Raw genomic sequence first — 1,131 nt, forward strand, 5'->3', positions numbered from 1 at the left:
CATCTGAGATATCGAAGCTGATATCAATGTCGCCATTGAAGTTCTCATCTGGCGTGATGGTGAAACTGCCATCATCGTTAGCTACAACCGTCGCATCACCACCAACCGTTAGGCCGCTAGCAGTAAGGTCATCGCCTTCAACATCAGATGCTTGTGATAACAGTTGCTCTTGGCTTAGACGGATAGAACCATCTTCATCGATTGAGTACGCTAAATCGCCTGACACCGGTGCATCATCAACGGCAGTTACACTCACATCGATGTTTGCAGAGACCGTATCGGTGCCGTCAGAGACATCGAAGCCGAAGTTGACGTCGCCATTGAAGTTTTCATTCGGAGCAAAGGTGTATGTACCATTACCGTTATCAGTAAGAATACCGTCACCACCATCGTAGGTCACACCTTCAACCGTTAGGTTGTCGCCTTCAATATCAGTCGCACCTGTTAATAGGTCAGCATCAGTAAAGATTAACGTGCCGTCTTCTTCAACGCTGAACTGTTGGTCTTGAGGTACTGGCAGGTCATTAACTGGGTTAACGGTTAGGTCTGCAGAAGCTTGAACGGTATTGGTACCATCTGAGATATCGAAGCTGATATCAATGTCGCCATTGAAGTTCTCATCTGGCGTAATCGTGAAACTGCCATCATCGTTTTGAGTAACGGTTGCATCACCGCCAACCGTTAGGCCGCTAGCAGTCAGGTCATCGCCTTCCACGTCAGAGGCTTGAGAAAGCAGCTGCTCTTGGCTTAGACGAATCGAACCGTCTTCATCGATTGAGTACGCTAGGTCACCAGACACCGGTGCATCATCAACGGCAGTTACACTCACATCGATGTTGGCAGAGACCGTATCGGTACCGTCAGATACATCAAAACCGAAGTTTACGTCACCATTGAAGTTCTCGTTTGGCGCAAAGGTGTAAGTACCATTACCGTTATCAGTAAGGATACCGTCACCGCCATCGTAGGTCACACCTTCAACAGTTAGGTTGTCGCCTTCAATGTCCGTTGCGCCTGTTAACAGGTCTGCATCAGTGAAGATGAGTGTGCCGTCTTCTTCAACGCTGAACTGTTGATCTTGAGGGACTGGCAGGTCGTTAACTGGGTTAACCGTTAGGTCAGCTGATGCTT

At 48.4% G+C, this 1,131-nt stretch carries 1 protein-coding gene; it reads right to left on the reverse strand.

What is annotated here, in order from left to right; all coding sequences use genetic code 11:
- The coding region (locus tag ACED41_RS21525; RefSeq protein WP_371725671.1) for a tandem-95 repeat protein at window positions 1-1,131 on the reverse strand (1,131 nt) is incomplete at both ends.

The sequence above is a fragment of the Vibrio sp. 1F255 genome, assembly GCF_041439145.1.
Classification (GTDB): Bacteria; Pseudomonadota; Gammaproteobacteria; order Enterobacterales; family Vibrionaceae; genus Vibrio; species Vibrio crassostreae_C.